General features: G+C 41.2%; 16 protein-coding genes and 1 tRNA gene. 4 read left to right on the forward strand and 13 right to left on the reverse strand.

Translation table 11 applies throughout. From position 1 onward, the window contains the following. Positions 1-171 precede the first annotated feature (171 nt). Positions 172-1,005: a CheR family methyltransferase gene (locus F9Y84_RS04570; RefSeq protein ID WP_128729607.1), complete on the reverse strand. Its 834-nt coding sequence runs from the start codon at positions 1,003-1,005 to the stop codon at positions 172-174. Positions 1,006-1,020: 15 nt separating this feature from the next. Further along, a complete protein-coding gene (locus F9Y84_RS04575; protein ID WP_125252073.1) occupies positions 1,021-1,953 on the reverse strand; it encodes a chemotaxis protein CheV in 933 nt (310 codons plus the stop codon). 140 nt (positions 1,954-2,093) lie between these two features. On the opposite strand from F9Y84_RS04575, the gene flgA reads away from it, so the two are divergent. From flgA to flgN, 3 genes are all read left to right on the forward strand, one after another. Further along, positions 2,094-2,801, forward strand: a complete 708-nt coding sequence (flgA, locus tag F9Y84_RS04580; RefSeq protein ID WP_128729606.1) for a flagellar basal body P-ring formation chaperone FlgA — start codon at positions 2,094-2,096, stop codon at positions 2,799-2,801. A 72-nt stretch (positions 2,802-2,873) separates the two neighbouring features. Continuing rightward, positions 2,874-3,197: a flagellar biosynthesis anti-sigma factor FlgM gene (gene flgM / locus F9Y84_RS04585; RefSeq protein ID WP_147390775.1), complete on the forward strand. Its 324-nt coding sequence runs from the start codon at positions 2,874-2,876 to the stop codon at positions 3,195-3,197. Beyond that, positions 3,190-3,618 carry a flagellar protein FlgN gene (gene flgN / locus F9Y84_RS04590; protein ID WP_125252076.1) on the forward strand — a complete coding sequence of 143 codons (429 nt, stop codon included), beginning with the start codon at positions 3,190-3,192 and terminating at the stop codon, positions 3,616-3,618. Before flgM ends, flgN begins: the two co-directional genes overlap by 8 nt. Positions 3,619-4,145: 527 nt before the next feature. On the opposite strand, the gene F9Y84_RS04595 is transcribed toward flgN, so the two are convergent. Further along, positions 4,146-4,622 carry an LPP20 family lipoprotein gene (locus tag F9Y84_RS04595; protein WP_128732337.1) on the reverse strand — a complete coding sequence of 159 codons (477 nt, stop codon included), beginning with the start codon at positions 4,620-4,622 and terminating at the stop codon, positions 4,146-4,148. 192 nt (positions 4,623-4,814) lie between these two features. On the opposite strand from F9Y84_RS04595, the gene F9Y84_RS04600 reads away from it, so the two are divergent. After that, the gene (locus F9Y84_RS04600; RefSeq protein WP_147391403.1) at positions 4,815-6,011 is read left to right on the forward strand and encodes a flagellar assembly protein T N-terminal domain-containing protein; all 1,197 of its coding nucleotides are present in this window, start codon (positions 4,815-4,817) and stop codon (positions 6,009-6,011) included. A 342-nt stretch (positions 6,012-6,353) separates the two neighbouring features. Here the strand turns inward: F9Y84_RS04600 and F9Y84_RS04605 are convergent. The 10 genes from F9Y84_RS04605 to F9Y84_RS04650 all read right to left on the reverse strand — a co-directional run bounded on the left by F9Y84_RS04605 (position 6,354) and on the right by F9Y84_RS04650 (position 15,458). Continuing rightward, positions 6,354-6,428, reverse strand: a tRNA-Arg gene (locus tag F9Y84_RS04605). A gap of 249 nt (positions 6,429-6,677) precedes the next feature. Continuing rightward, positions 6,678-7,316, reverse strand: a complete 639-nt coding sequence (locus F9Y84_RS04610) for a FlgO family outer membrane protein (protein WP_128732340.1) — start codon at positions 7,314-7,316, stop codon at positions 6,678-6,680. Positions 7,317-7,330: 14 nt separating this feature from the next. Beyond that, a complete protein-coding gene (locus tag F9Y84_RS04615; protein ID WP_128732341.1) occupies positions 7,331-7,984 on the reverse strand; it encodes a FlgO family outer membrane protein in 654 nt (217 codons plus the stop codon). A gap of 14 nt (positions 7,985-7,998) precedes the next feature. Beyond that, a complete protein-coding gene (locus F9Y84_RS04620; protein WP_128732342.1) occupies positions 7,999-8,580 on the reverse strand; it encodes a FlgO family outer membrane protein in 582 nt (193 codons plus the stop codon). Between the two features lie 404 nt (positions 8,581-8,984). Further along, on the reverse strand, positions 8,985-9,677 hold the full coding sequence (locus tag F9Y84_RS04625; protein ID WP_147390941.1) for an SPOR domain-containing protein: 693 nt from the start codon (positions 9,675-9,677) through the stop codon (positions 8,985-8,987). After that, a complete protein-coding gene (locus F9Y84_RS04630) occupies positions 9,678-12,599 on the reverse strand; it encodes an SdrD B-like domain-containing protein (protein WP_147390942.1) in 2,922 nt (973 codons plus the stop codon). 48 nt (positions 12,600-12,647) lie between these two features. Beyond that, positions 12,648-13,424 (reverse strand): fimbrial biogenesis chaperone, encoded by a 777-nt coding sequence (locus tag F9Y84_RS04635; RefSeq protein ID WP_147390943.1) that lies wholly within the window; start codon positions 13,422-13,424, stop codon positions 12,648-12,650. A gap of 261 nt (positions 13,425-13,685) precedes the next feature. Beyond that, positions 13,686-14,141 (reverse strand): DUF4402 domain-containing protein, encoded by a 456-nt coding sequence (locus F9Y84_RS04640; protein ID WP_128732346.1) that lies wholly within the window; start codon positions 14,139-14,141, stop codon positions 13,686-13,688. Between the two features lie 43 nt (positions 14,142-14,184). Then, entirely contained in the window at positions 14,185-14,826 is a 642-nt protein-coding gene (locus F9Y84_RS04645) for a DUF4402 domain-containing protein (protein ID WP_147390944.1), read from the reverse strand. A gap of 134 nt (positions 14,827-14,960) precedes the next feature. After that, the gene (locus F9Y84_RS04650) at positions 14,961-15,458 is read right to left on the reverse strand and encodes a hypothetical protein (protein ID WP_147390945.1); all 498 of its coding nucleotides are present in this window, start codon (positions 15,456-15,458) and stop codon (positions 14,961-14,963) included. Between the last annotated feature and the right edge of the window lie 4 nt (positions 15,459-15,462).

Consider the following 15,462-nt stretch of genomic DNA (forward strand, 5'->3'; position numbering starts at 1 on the left):
TTAAGTGGATTAATATTATCAGTAAGAATTTAGAGTCTAAAAATAGCTCACTAGATGAAAGAGGCTGTTACAGTTAGTGAAGTTGTTGTCAAAGTTTAAGGCACCTGCTGGGTACAGCGTTTTTGTACCGCAATAAATCAACAGGCAAGCTTCCCTGCTGCCATTATTGTGTTAAGTTTTTTTCTGATAAATGATACCAGGATTACACCTGATCATGTTGAAGTCATCGCTTAACCCGGCCATTGACTCTGAGGCTCCCAAAAACAAATACCCATTTGGATTAAGTGATTGCGCAAACTGCGAAATTATTTTTGCCTTCACCTCAGGTGCAAAGTAAATCAGCACGTTGCGACAGAATATCACATCAAACTTTCCCATCAGCGCATAAGAATCAAGTAGGTTCAAATGCCTAAAGCTCACCATTTTGCGGATTGGCTCAACCACCTTTGCCATGCCATTACCACTATCAGTGAAAAATTTCTTTCTGCGCTCTGGGGATAAGCCTCTGGCTAGTGCAAGTGCATCATATTCCGCGTTCTTGCACATATCTAACATAGTGTTAGATATGTCAGTGCCTACAATTTGTACACCCATTTTCAGCGAGCCTGGGCTCTTGCTTGTATATTCATTCGCCGACATCGCTATCGAATACGGTTCCTGTCCTGACGAACTGGCAGCAGACCAAATCTTTACCGGTCGCCTTAAGTCTTTAAACTCTGGCAAAATTTTGGTTTTGATTAGCTCAAATGGGTAAGTGTCGCGGAACCAAAGCGTTTCATTTGTGGTCATTGCATCAACCACGGCGGCACGCAGTTGCCGCTCATGTGGACTAAGCGTTTTAGCCACTAAAGATGAAAGCGTTTCCACACCGAAACGAGCCATAAGAGGGGCTAACCTACTTTTAACCAAGTATAACTTATTGTCACCCAGCACAATACCGCACTGTTGTTCCAAAAAAGTTCTAAATTGATCGTACTCTTTTTGCTCTAAATGCTTATTTTCCAAGTGCTACCACCAGCTTTAATCACAGTGAACCCATTTTTTAACCGCTGCTGCCAACTCATCAGGGTTAAACTTTGCAATAAAATCATCTGCGCCGACTTTTTCTATCATCGCTTGATTAAATACACCACTCAATGAAGTATGAAGTATTACATGCAATGGCGCTAATTTCGGATCCGCTTTTATTTCTGCTGTTAATGTATAGCCGTCCATTTCAGGCATTTCAACATCAGAAATTAATAATCCAACGCGCTCAGTGACATTATTTTGACAGTCTACTTCTGCTATCTCTCGTAATCTGATTAACGCCTCCTTACCATTTTTAGCCAGCTCGGTTTGAACACCCAGAGGCTCAAGCGCACGTTTTACCTGATTACGAGCAACAGCTGAGTCGTCAGCAATGAATACTATACGTTCACCAAGATCTTTTTGCATCTCACCATCAGATACAATATCGGCACTCACTTCTGTATTGATTGGACAGATCTCATTGAGAATCTTTTCTACATCTAAAATTTCAACTAATTCATTTTCAATTTCAGTTACCGCTGTCAGGTACGAATAACGGCCTGCACCAGACGGTGGCGGCATTATTTTTTCCCAGTTCATGTTGACGATACGCTCAACAGCGCTAACTAAAAAGCCCTGAACGGAGCGGTTGTACTCAGCAATAACAATAAAACAATTGCGAATATCCTGAATAGGTGGCCCACCTACTGCAAGTGACATGTCTATCACAGAAATAGTTTGACCACGAATATGGGCTACCCCCCTGATTAGAGGGTTTGACTTTGGCATACTCGTGAGTGCTGGGCATTGCAGCACTTCCCGGACTTTAAACACATTGATGCCGAAGCGTTGTCGACCTTGAAGCCGAAAAAGTAATAGCTCGAGACGGTTTTGACCAACCAGTTGTGTTCGTTGGTTAACCGAGTCTAAAATACCTGCCATTTCAATCTCCTACTGTATAAACCGCTAATCGGAACGATCTTTGCTTCGACTCTGATATGGTTTACCACCCTTGATTAGGTGCAGTTATTAAAGCAGAATCTTTATACCTTGTTTCACCCCATAAGCATAGTCGAAACATCATGAGTTTGTTAAAAAAAACCCGTTACATTCAACTTTTTTGTTTGTTCGCTCATTTTATAAGCATAGGATATGGCCACTGTCAGCAATATGACAACAAAGCCTTGGAACAAACTGCTGTCGATTTTGTTGCTCCACAGGTAGAACTTGACCCTGATAGCCAACTATCAATATTTGCTATACCACTTGACTCAAGAATCCCCACTAGAGTGTGTCAAGCACCACTGGTACACAGCACAGCAGCGACACCACCATTTAATACCCAAGTTACTGTTCAAATAAAATGTGATGATTTACAAGGGTGGACACAGTATGTGCATGTGCGCATTGAACACTTGTTTCCAGTGTTAGTTAGCGCGACCATGCTAGAAAAAGGTAGAGTGATAACGGAAGATGACATTAAAGTCGAAATGCAGCCTAAACGGTTTCGCCGAGTTTCATATATAGAAGATCGAACCTTATTAATTGGTAGTCGCAGTAAAAGAAACATCCGTGAAGGGCAAGCATTTACACAGTCACATATTTGTATGGTTTGCAAAGGCGACAATGTAACTATTTTTGCCAAATCAGGGGGGCTTGTTATTAAAACTCAAGGTGAGGCAATGCAAGATGGCAACAGGGGTGAACTAATTACTGTGAAAAATACTCGCTCAGGCAAAACCTTACGTGCTAGAGTAATAGAAGTGGAAACAGTAGAGGTGAATTTATGAAAAATTTGCTAAAGTAATACTGTTTCGCGCCGATATTATGGCTGAGAGTATAATATTATTGGGTCTATAATCATGGTCAATCAAGTTAACGGTCAAAATCAGTCCTCCACCGTTGCAAACAACGTTAAACAGCAAAAAGCTGAATTGCAACGAAATGAGGTCAGTGCTACAGCGGCTAAAGCGCCCGCTACCCCAAAAGCTGCGGCAGATTCCGTCAGTCTAACACCACAAGCACAGCAATTAAAAACAGTGAATGAAAAGGCACAGCAGTCTTCAGGCTTCGATGACAAGAAAGTCGAAGAGCTGAAAAAAGCGATCGCTGAAGGCAAATACCAAGTTGATGCCGAAAAACTGGCGAAGAACATAGCTGCATTTGAGTTTGAAATATATGGATGATTTGGTTCGGCTTTGCCACCACAAACTTTCTGAACAAATTGTAACGCTAGAAGCGATGACCCAGCTTCTGGCGCGTGAGCTTGATGAACTAGCCTCTCGCCGTGGCGACCACCTCAAAGAGGTTGCACGGGAAAAACTCTCTTATATATCCAAACTTCAAAAGCTCGATAAGGAGCTAGCGCAGACAGACCCTAAAGTATTTCAGCACGCTGAGATAGTGCCCTTGGTGAGTAAAGTACGCGCGTTACTTGCCGAATGTCAGACCAAAAATGAAGTTAACGCCAAAACAGCTCATCAAGCCAACGTCAGCACAAGAGAGCTAAAGAGTATTTTAATTGGTGCACCAACATCCGTCACTTATGGTCAAGATGGCAACGTCAAGAGCAGTGATGGTGAACTGGTAAGGAACCTTAAAGCTTAATTGGCACTTTTTACCTAAACATGCCTTATGCTCTAATTTAACGTCGCCCCGCTCCTATAAACAGTTGCACGCCGTATTATTAGAACCTTGTCCATGTTCTAATAAAAACAGTAAAGCACTTGGCTATAGGTAGTTAACCCGAACTTCAAACAATTAATTCGTTTCTAGCGGCTAGTTTTAGCGCTAGCTGTACGCTGAGTTCACTTCCAATAGCCAGCGATTGGTGCGTAAATTTATACCAATTTTCTTAATTAAGTAGTCTATTTTGAGGCAAGCAAATCTTGTCGATAACTAGGCGAAAATTTCTTATTTAGTTGTTCTAAATAAGAAATTTTTAAAGCTGTTAGCGTCAAATTGGTATTACCTTGCCTTCAAGACGTAGGGATCTTAGCGAGAGCAGGACACGGAAGCGATGCGTTTGCCTAGAACCCTCTGGCTAGACAAGAGAAATATTAAGTTGTGCGTTAGCAGCAACGAGTTAGAACATCCCTTATCCAAACCTCAGGGTAGTTACACGCAAATTTATGCTATTTGAAGCTATACGACACTTTTTTAATCTTTTGCGGCTTAACTTGCGTGATGTATAGATCATACACCCGCTTCATATCCAGCTCGAGTTCGGTAGCGTATGTATCTCCCACTGCGTAACTCTTCAGCACTTTTGCCCCTCTCACTAACCCATTTACTTGGCTTTTTAAGCCATCATTTTGTGCTATGGCACCTTTGACAGTCGTAGTTGATGTTAACTTTTGACCGTACAACTGTTCGGCAAGCTCTCGATATGCTTCTAGCTTTGAAACTTTAATCGCCATTAACTGTTTTTCACCAGCAGTATTCCCAGGCTGGGCACTTAACGGCGCATACCCAACAGCACGTAGCACTGGGAAAGTATCAGGCTGGACTGTCTCATATTCAATATGCTTATCGATCATGCTTGAACAACCGCCAAGCAAAACCAGAGCACAAACCATAATCCAAGCATTATTAGGACTGATGATACGCATTTTGCTTCTCTCCACTATGTATCGATGTGCTACTACTGCCCTGATACAATTCTTATTACCATCTGCTAGCATGGTAATAGTAGCAATCATTGATATGAATAATTCACTGATAAGTATTATGCACGAATCTTGCCACAATTTGGCATAGGTATTGCTGTTGTAATAAGTAGTCTTAACACTGAGTATCTGAGTATGAAAACGCAATTCGCACTGAGCCTTTCATTTATATGTATGGTATTCCACATTCCATCTCACGCAGAATGGTTTGAGGTGACTGGGGTGGCTGATATAAAAAATGGCGACCATCAGAAAGCAAAAAAGCAGGCTGTTAATGATGCCATCACCCAAGCACTACTTTTTTCTGGTGCAACCGTAAGCAGTGTGCAAACCGTCACCGACGGTGTGCTTACGCAAGATCAGTTGAAAATACGCGCTAATGGTGAAATTCAGGGTGCTAATGTAATTGCAGAATCAAGAGTGGGTGATGCTTGGCAAGTAACACTACATATAGATATCACCCCACAACAAAGTCAATGCTCTACCAGTGCATACAATAAGCAAATTGCAATAACACAAAGTCAACTCAAAAATAAGCATCAAGCTACTTTGGGTCAAATTTTTGACATTAACAAGATTGTCAGCGAGCGCCTTTATCATACCCTATCAGATCAGAATCAAAGCGTTGAACCGGTGCCCTATTTTGCTCAAAAAATAGATGTAAATCGGTTTTTTAGTCAACGATTCGATTACAACGAGCAGTTAATCGAAACAGTAACAGCAAACACAAATAGTCAGTATGTATTATTTAGTCAAATTTCAGATATTTCTAGCGTCAACAAACTCAACAACGACCTTGCATTTTGGCAAAGCGATAAGTATCTAAGGAGCTTTAAAATAGAGTTTATACTGTTTGATGCTCTTTCTCATGAAAAGGTCTGGCAACAAAGGTACGGTACTCAAGGAGTATGGCCTTTTAAAAAGACCAAATTAGTTGATGTATATAGTGAACAGTTTTGGCAAACTGATTATGCGGCTGAAATTCAAACTGTGTTGAACCAAGTCAGCGTCGATCTGAACTCGGCCATCGCCTGCTTACCCACCCATGGTAAAATACTGCATATTGATGACGAGCAAGTTGTGATTAACTTAGGCCGTATGCATGGGCTGGAAGAGGGTCAAGTGTTGAGCATTGCACATAGCAGCCCCCTTACTGACGCTGGTGGTAATGTCTTTATGCGTCAAGTTAAAACGTTGAATAAATTGCAAGTCATCCAAGTCAACGCCCAGACAGCTATTGCTGTAAACCAAGAACAGCGACCGCTTAACAATGTTCAAATTAATGATTTAGTTGAAATTCACATAGAGAAAGACGACCTGTTTGCCCTGTGATACCAATTTTTCAATTACGTGATGTACCTCCGGACAGGAAAGTAATATCAGTGATCTTAATTAAGTGGTCTATGTTGAGACAAGAGAAGCTTGTCGGTAGCCAAGAGAGTTTTTGCTATTTAGTTGCTTTAAATAAGAAATTCTTAACGCTGTTAGCGTCAGATTTACTCCTTCTAATTGAGCAAGTTTTAAGTCAAATTGGTATTATTCTGCCATAAGATATTGTTAACTCAATTAGGGTCAGATTTACCCCTTTAAATTGAGCATGTCATCCTTTTGGTTCAGACACAGAGCGGACGATAACGAGTGGAGAAAATTGTAACAGATAAGCCACTATTGAGATGGCGTCCCCAGTAGGAATCGAACCTACATCTAAGCCTTAGGAGGGCCTTGTTTTATCCATTAAACTATGGGGACAGCGAAGACTGTGGCGCAAAATGTACCAGCAAAATTCCACTGACTGAAACTTAGTATACTGATTTTTATGAACTTTTAAAGAGTAAAATCATGCAATTATGATGCACTGCTCGATAACACCTAATTTTTAATTATCACGCTTCTAGCCACACTTCAATAAACACAATCTATAATCGTATGCAATGAATAAGCTTAATTACAATGCCTTCATCTGAAGGCATTAATAATCGGAAGCTAAAAGCGGTACACCTATCTTGATGCCGTAGCCCCACCATCTAAAATAAAGTAAGGGATCGTGACTGCCGTTGTCGCTATCACTAAGTTTGTTGAAAATTCAAGAAGTCGCGCATTAACTTCTACCCCACGGGGGCGATAAATCATGGTACCAGACAGAATATGACTTGGTGCTTTGACGCTCTTTAATCTTTGCGCTTCCCGTGAAAATACTAAGTCACCACTTGGCGCTACCTCTATTTTTCCCAGTGCTTTAAAGTCCAGAGCTTGATAGCCTAATTTTTGCATCTGATGAATGAGAGATTCAGCAATTTGATTACCCAGTTGATTGGTGTCACGCAAAGACTGATTGAAATTCACAAAGCTTGCCACAGCTATCGATTCAGGTTTTTGCCCCAGAATGGTGTCTGATAATTCCAACGCAATTTGACTCGCATAGTTTGCGACAGCTTTACGATGACGATAGCTAATAAAACCCATGTCTTGTGTTACTGGCGACAGGGTCGCGTCATCATTTGACTGTTCTTCCATCAGCGCATACAAAAGCTCCATATCACTGGGCTTGGTTTCAATCGGTGCAGGAGATTGCTCTTGTGTCATTTTGCACCCACCTAGCAGTGCCAATGTGGTTGCAAAAAGTACTACATTTTTCATGTTCTGCCTCCAAATTAATTGGCTTGCTCTAAGCGAATACCATCATATGAAGCACCATCTTGCAGCGCATTTACCACACTTTGTGGTAAAAACCCTTGGGCAGAACCGACAACACTCTTACTTCTCAAACCAACAACCCTGGCGTTTACCATTACCCCACCTTGGTGATTAACTAGCGTGCCACCAAGTACATATAAAAATGGATGATCATCTGATAATTCAAGAAAGTCTCTGCTAAAGATAAAATCCCCTTCAGGTGTTACGCGAATGTAATCTGTCGTTTTAAAATCAACAACAGGGATCCCAAAAGCATGTAATTCGTGAATAAAACTCTCAGCTAACTGATTACCGAGAAGCGACCCTTTATCGAACTCTTTGTCTAAGAATACAAAACTAGTTACCGCGACAGGCGTCTTTTCATTTACATGCTTCAGGTTCGTGACCATATCTTGCATGATACTTTGGACATAATGGGTCACATTCTTCCCAGCCATTTGCTGAGATATAGAAAACTGCTTTAATCCATTTGGATTACTCTGAAACATGGACGATTGTTCAAAGCCATTTCTCACTGGCTCCGTTTGTGCTGTATCTACAGCGAAAAAGTTACTCTGAGTACAGCCAACCATCAATGAAAGAGGCAAAGCCAGACTACATATTTTTTTCATTACACTCATCTCCATTAATATTGACTGCGTATGATAAGACCATCTCGAGACGTGGCTCTCTCAGAGCCCCATAATGCCGATTTAGGAATACTAAGCGATGCCGCGGATAGAGCCCGACTGTGAAGTGTTTCTACAAGCCTAGCATTGACCAAATAGCTGTCACGGCTCTCAACTATCGTACCAACTACAACCAGGTCAATTTTCTGACGTTGATTTATCGCTTTTAACTCTCTGCTTAACATACTATCGGCAGAGTCACTCAAAGATAAAGCGCTTCTTAATCTGTACTCAACAACATCAGCTCCCATTTGGCTCAAATGGGTTATTAATGACTCTTGTAGCGCCACACCAAGTCCACTTCCTTGCCCCACTATGACGTCATTTAATTGGTTTGCCCTAAAAAAGCTAGTCACTGCTACTGTTGAGTTCGGTTTGAAAGGTCGCACATATTGCCCAAGTTCAGCCGCTAGTTGTGCACCAAAGCCATCAAAATCTGGTAATATTTCTCGCTGCTGGGTTAGTTCTCTTTTGCCTACTTGCTCACTGCTCGTGCACGCGGTAAGCCAAAATACAAAAATGAATACAAGATATTTCATTGTCGTCAGCCATCGTTGATCTTACTTACGATTAAGCAAAAATCGCGCCACATGGACGGCGAGATTTTACGAACTGTAGGAATAATTAATACCAATTTTCTTAATTAAGTGGTCTATGTTGAGGTGAGAAAATCTTGTCAATAACACCGCTTCCGCGTCCTGTTCACGCCGAGATACCTACGTCCTGTAGGCAAGGCAAAAATTTTGCTATTCAGCTGTTCTAAATAAGAAATTTTTAACGCTGTTAGCGTCAGACTTACTCCTTCAAATTGGTATAAGGATGCTGGTTGTTCATTATCGTTGGTATTTCACATAAGCTTTGTTATCGCAATTGGAACCAGCGCTTGTTTCTGGTTTTCGTGGACAAGAAAGTGGCAACTAATTACCGGCTCATTTTCAGCGACTCAAAGACGAGAAAGTTTTTCTCCACCAAATGCAGTAACAAAACATGCTCGACGATGCTGTTTAAATTTGTCGCACGCATCCAGTGCTGCCGCTTTGTTCTCGAAAGCTCCCCACTTAACTCGGTATCGCGTAACGCCTTTACCATCAACTGTCTCAATCGAAAAAGTTTCTTTGCTCTTTATCAATTCAGGGAGGGTTTGTTCTAGTGTCGACGTCAACTCTAATACTTGTGTTTTGCCGTTTAACGAAGCTAGCTGAACGGCATATTTGTATTCTACTTTTTGACTATTTGTATCAATTGAGTCGTCCACACTAACCGGTTGAGCTTGTGTTTTTATTGGTTGATAACTATTTTGTGTGATGACTTCTTCTACTGCTGCCTGAGACTTGTTGGCTTGTGTAATCAAAGGAGTCTGTTTTTTAGTGGTAGTTACTTGAGCCGGTTTTGCATTTGACACGTAACCGGACAGCGCTTGAATGAGTTTTTGCAAATCTTTTTCCGCATCCAATAGCCTAGCAATTGCTACTTTATCCTCTTGCCACTGGGCAATGGCCTCTTGCATCTGCTGATATTCTTCCACTGTAATCTTTGCATAATTAACTGTTGTTTCTTCTGGCTTTGTACTCTGACACCCAGATAGAAGTGCAAGCACGCATATTATGCTGGTGATGGAAAATACTGGTTTTATCATTTAGTGTACTACCTCTAATGCTTTAACATCACAATTAATACCCTGTTCGAGCACCTGCGAACATAATGCTGTCAAGTCTTGTTTTGGATCTGAGCTAAATGCTACCCCAAGCAGATAGTGCGCTTGATCTTGAACATAAAATGGTTGGATTGATTCTATAGCCATCAATCGTGGTTTGATAAGTTGAAGATACACTTTCAAAAAATTAAGTTCATTGAATTTACCAAGACTTGCAACCTGTAACTGCTCTGTTTCTTTTGGAATAACGTTAATATCAACACCACTGACCACATCCCCTCGTAAAGGTAAAGTCACCAACGTTTTTTGCGCACTTTTCAGGTTTCTTGCCTCTGTTATTTCTTGGTCTAGTTTTACCTCATAGTTGCCAGGCTTTACATCTGTGAATACATAAAAGCCATCAAACTGCGTTCGTGTTGTTGCAACTTCTTCTCCCTGCTCATCAATCAGCGCCACTTCAGTAAACGCAACTTCTTCTTTACCTTGTTTAAATACCTTACCTTCTACTTCACTAGAATAAACAATCGGGAAATCCAACCGCTCTATAAAACCAGCGCGAGGTACAATAGACTTGCCAGCATGCGCTGGGATCATAAAAGGATCGGGCAGTGAAGTCGATTGAAGCTCAATATCTGTGGCTCTATATTCGGTCAAGCCAGTTAGCAATGCAACGCCATTTTCGTCCGTAACAGCACGGCGATACGCGTGTACGGCCCTCACTTCGACATCAGGTAGTAATTCATCTGTACCGTCGAGTACACTGTTATTATTTTTGTCTAAAAAGACCCGAACGACTAGCGAGCCTCGATTAGATAAAGTGTTTTTAGTGGAAAATACACTGCTGGATAGACTATTGTATCCAAGACTAAACCTTCCAGCGACAGCAACTTGCCAATGTTGCTCACTTGAATAAGAAGCGGTGCTAAACAGACTAAAGCGTTCAAAGTTAAAGTTTGAACCAAACTCTATAGAGTCGCTATCGTCAAGCAATGAGTGAGCAAATCGCACCCGCGCTTCAATATCGTCATCTATTTGATGGGTAACGGTAGCATATATATCAGTGAAATCCGCTTCAGGATTAATCTGATAATCTGCACCAAGTCGATACCAAGTCTCGCCATGACTGCCACTAATTTGCGTCGCGCCGAATAGAGCTTCTGATTGCAGACTTTGTCGCCACGTAAGCTGATTACCAATATTCCAACGACCCAACCCATAATTTAATCGATTTACAACCTGCGTAAACCGGCCTGCAGCCGTGTCATTGACACTAAATTGTGTTCTGTGACGCAAACTCCCAAACGAGCTGTTATGTAGCCGGCCTGAGAGGTTTAGTTGATATACATTGTTGGAAACGCTATCCCCTTGAAAATTCGATCGCGTATTACGACTTATACTTGCAGTCAACGCTTGACCTAACACTCGAGTATTGCCTGAAATTTGACTTTTACTTTCACCTTCAGTGGTTGCTTCATGCTCGATATTCAACAGCCAGTTTCGAAATCCGTTATAGTAACTTCCAACAGAATAAGTAGCGGTATCATCATCGCTCCCCATATGAGATTCAGCGCCAATATAGGTCGATAGGCCATCAGTAATACTGGTGCGATAAGTGCCTGCAACTCGCCATCCGTTATCGCCACTATTACTTTGGTTATCTAAAAGACGCTGCCCAACTTTATTTAAAGAGAATTCATACTCACCAGAGTGGGAGGACAAGTTTGGATCAAACTGGTAGACCTGCTTGGCACGAGTTAATTGACCTTGTGGGCCATATTTAACGATTTCAAATTCATTTTCACCATATTGTAGTTCAACGTCACTAAAGTCATATACACCACTCTCAATGTCTAACTCTTGCGCAAGCAACACGCCATTTTGGTATAGTTCAACATCCCACCCTTGTTGAATTTCTCCAGTGATATTGACACTACGCTTCGCTGATGAAGCGCTCATCGGTCTATTCGATAATTTAATGCCAGCAGAGAAGCCTGCTGTACTCAAACTACTGACATTAACTGGAGTGATATCACCTACTCGCACTTCAGTTGCACCAATACCTAGGAGCTCTCCCTTTTCACTTTTACGGCTAAATGTAAGGCGGTTACGTTTAAAGTGGTCATCATATTCGCCAAAGGTATAGTAATCAGCTTTCATATACGCAAACTCATGTGAGCCAAGTACGGAATAAGTCAATTCATTCTGATTTTGATTATGCCTAAAGCTTGCTTGTATATCGGCAACTGGCGCGGATAACATTTGGTAATCCGATCCAGACCTCGGGTAAAGTATCGCTCGGTCTGATTTTTCTCTGGATAACGCCCTTGACTGGCGTGCAATCTGCGCCTCAACAGGATAGGTAAACTGACTCTGCACTTGCAAGCTTTGACGTCCATAATCTATAGTGTGTGAGAAACCAAACCATTCATTAAGTCTGTTAGACTCTATGAAAAGCTGATCTTGGTCTATATAAATATCTTCTGTCTGCAAGCTGTATTCTTGCTCATTTACAAACACAACTTGGCGAGCCAAATCAATAGCAAAGCGGTTGTCAGGATCTTTTAGCCAGCCAGATGCCCCCGCCTCATTTATTTCTATAGCAAGGCCTATCATCTGGACAAAGCTTTCCAACTCTATCCAAAAAGAGTGTTCATTTTTTATCGCGATAAGTTCGCCAATATAATGACGCTCATTTAAGTGTGTAGATAAAAATAAATATTCGCCGACAGGAATATATAGCTCAGCTTGTGCCGCCTGTACTGGTTTCTTAATATCAGACAAGGTACTTTCGAGTTGACTAAGCACCCGCACTACCGCATTGACATCAATGTCTTGCTTCGCCTGCAAGGGGGTTACAGTAGCAATACAGCACAATGCCATTACTAGCTTACTTCCGAAATGCATCGCTATTAACTTTTCATCATGTGATACAACAACTATGAATAACTGCGTTTATTTCAGTATTACTGTCTTTTCGGCAAAGACATGGCGCTTGTACTCCCCTGAACCAGTAAAACGGATCTCTAATATTCCTGGAGCATTTATTCGAGCGCGAGGTAATAGTGTTAGCTGTGCTTGAGCGCGTTCCAGTTCGGTATGTACCGTATAATCTGCAGTAATGGCCACTCGCTTTGCAGAAGCAACTCCTTGGGGCTTAAAAAATGCCTCAATGGTACCAAATGCACTTGCAACACCGGTTTTGGACAATCCAACGGTCACCTTATCGGTTACATCCACTGTGGTAATCGTTATGTTAGGTGTGTCGATTTTATGTCGGGCCATAATAGGCAAAGAATAATTTAACGCGATATCTAATTTAATTGTTCCTTGATTACCATTTCCGTCATTTCCATTTGGTAACGCTTGAAACAGTAGATGTGAGCGATACTCTCCAGCGCCAAGTGCCCTCGGCTTTCGCAGTGCAATTTTGACTACCTGTCTTTGCCCTGGTGCCAGCCTCATTTGGCTTGGGCTGACTCTCGCCATTGAACTCAGATTTATCGCATTTTCCTCTTGGATTAGCTTATAGCCACCACTGGGTAAGGCTTGTTTTTCTTCCCATGATAAACGATAACTTTGATATACACTGGAGTTATTGAGTACGACGATTTCGGCTGTACGAGTACGCTCGTCAAATACCACTCTTGTTGGAGAAATTAATAAGTTAGCGTAAGAGAAAGTGCTAAATACAGACACAAAAACACTGAACAAAAAAACGATATACTTCATGATATTCTTTTATTTAAAACCAAATTATTAAGTAATGTATGCGTTGTATAGCTGATGCCAAAATGGCATCCATTTTAGATACGCGCTACCTTGTGTTCACCATTAAGCCCATATTATTGGCACATTACCTCTGTAGTATACCTATTCGCCTAATTAACTGTTCTTCATGTAGGCGATAAAACCTTCCCCATGGCTAAGCAGAAATTTTCAACACAGCTATCGCAAGATTTTCCCTTTTAAGTCAGCGACATACATAGTTCGTTAATACTCAATTACTATACTCACTTTACCGGTATAGCTTCCATCTACATAAGGTTGGCCATTGCCAGACGTTGCGAGTATTGCGCCTATTTTTATTTCCGCTTCCCCATATACATCGGTGAAAGCCTTATCAACTAAATTCAGACGCTTTATCAAAAAGAAGTTACTACTGTGCTGGTTTTGTATTTTTACTTCACAACGACAGTCAGAGATATAAATTTGCTTATTGGCTGGAAAGCCTTTGAGTTGCACAACCGCAGGTTCACCACGCTTGAAAATATACAACTCATTGGTGCTCGACACTTCTCCATAAGGGGTCATATTGAGTATGCTTTCCCGCGAATTTTCATAAGCAACAATAATGCCAAAATTAAGATTCTGAAGAACCTCAATTGAGCTTGCATGGCTCATACCTGAGAGCATTGTAGCAAACGCGAAAAACTTTAATCCTTTCATACCACTCAAAAAAGGCGATAAACATCATCGCCTATATCATAACTTAGTAAGATACTGTAATGGCTACCGTAGCTGAATATGTATCATCTAAATAGCTTCCACCATCTTTATCAGTGCCAATAGATGCACCAACGTTGAAAGTAGCTTTACCTTCATTATTCGCTGCAATCACATATTCGTCGTCACCATTTTTTTCAATCGCCGCGTTTGGTGTCTGGCCCTCAACCGCATATAAGGATAAGCTTAAAAGCTCAAATTTAGCCGTGTCACTCGGGCCTTCAGCTGAAACAAGCTCAATTGCTGCTACTTCTGGTGTTCCTGCATCACCATCATGGTCAACCGTTAAGGTTGGTAGTGATATTTTCATGTTGGCATAGCGAGTTACACCTGAAATTGTAAACTGCGCTGGAGAAGAGTCATCTGTTAAAATACCAATTTGAGCACCATCTTGAGAGGTTGCAGCTAGTGCTTCTGTAGAATCTGCTGGACGCGTTAAAGTTGCTTGTTTGGTGCTTTCAGCCATCGCTCGAATCGTACCAAACTTAAGATCGTTTACTTTTTCCAGTGTAAACGCATTCTGAACCGTAACACTGGCATTAAACGTTTTGTTTTGAGACGCAACAGCAACGGAAGTCACACTTAGCAAAGATAGCGTGATTAAACTAACCTTAATTTTATTTATCATTTACCTTTCCTTTACCTTCAGGTTTATTATTAGGATTTCCATTATATTTATCGGTACGATACTAAGAAACTTTAGTTATTTTTATATATATTTTACGACCCATCTAACCAACGGATAAATAAAGAACAAAAAGTTCAAGATTTAATCACGCGACATTTTTCATTATACTTTTCTAAGATTTTACAAAGCATGCTCGCAGCCCTATTTGATTCCAACGGTCCCATTTGAACAAAAAAACGCTCCCCAAATGCCTTTTGCTCTGCTTTAACACTAACACCTGTAATTGTATTTAACGAGGGTAATAATCGATTTAACTTTAATACAATTTTCTCAGCAGCAGTTCGCGTAAGCCTTGGTGTTAACTCCGCATAAAAGCGCAGCATTGTGCTATCTTCAGCATGATGAGAAACCACCGATGGGTTGCCATTCAATAGCGCATCCGAAGATGGGAGCGGCTGTTGTGCAGCTAATAGTGTAATGAGTTTATTTAAGTCGTTTTCAGACTGTAATAAGCGTTTAATTTGCTCTTTCGATTCATTCCATTCCTTGATGACTTGCTCAATTTCTTCCTGTGAATATTCAGAGGTTTTTTTGCCGATGGTTAACTCACTACTTTGTGAGCTGCAACCCAAAATC

The sequence above is a fragment of the Pseudoalteromonas peptidolytica genome, from assembly GCF_012641745.1.
GTDB classification, from domain to species: Bacteria; Pseudomonadota; Gammaproteobacteria; order Enterobacterales; family Alteromonadaceae; genus Pseudoalteromonas; species Pseudoalteromonas peptidolytica.